This is a genomic window from Pseudoalteromonas sp. S3178 (assembly GCF_005886985.1).
GTDB lineage: Bacteria > Pseudomonadota > Gammaproteobacteria > Enterobacterales > Alteromonadaceae > Pseudoalteromonas > Pseudoalteromonas carrageenovora.
Genome location: NZ_PNCW01000651.1, coordinates 1 through 383, shown reverse-complemented (window position 1 = coordinate 383; position 383 = coordinate 1). Strand labels below are relative to the sequence as shown.

Annotated in this window: 1 protein-coding gene; it reads left to right on the top strand. The window is 42.0% G+C overall.

The window, feature by feature from the left end:
* Positions 1-383 (top strand): tRNA (guanine(46)-N(7))-methyltransferase TrmB (locus tag CWC11_RS22610; RefSeq protein ID WP_138684297.1); only part of this gene is annotated, 383 nt, incomplete at both ends.

Here is a 383-nt window from a genome sequence, read left to right as displayed (position 1 = left end):
GAAGAAGGCAAGTACATCAGAAAAGTGCGTAGCTTTGTTAAGCGTGAAGGACGTCTTACAAAAGGCCAAGCAGCATCGCTAGAAAAATGCTGGCCAACAATGGGACTGGAACACCAACAAGGTTTGCTAGACTTTACTGAAGTTTTTGGTAACAGCAATGAAGTCGTTCTTGAGATTGGATTTGGTATGGGTAAATCTCTCGTTGAGATGGCAAAAAATAACCCACAACAAAACTTTATTGGCATAGAAGTACACCGTCCAGGTGTAGGTGCTTGTTTGATGGATGCAGATGAGCAAGGCATCACTAACTTACGTGTTTTTGAACATGATGCAGTTGAAATCTTAGCGGATTGTATCGCTGATGGCAGCCTTGCTAAATTACA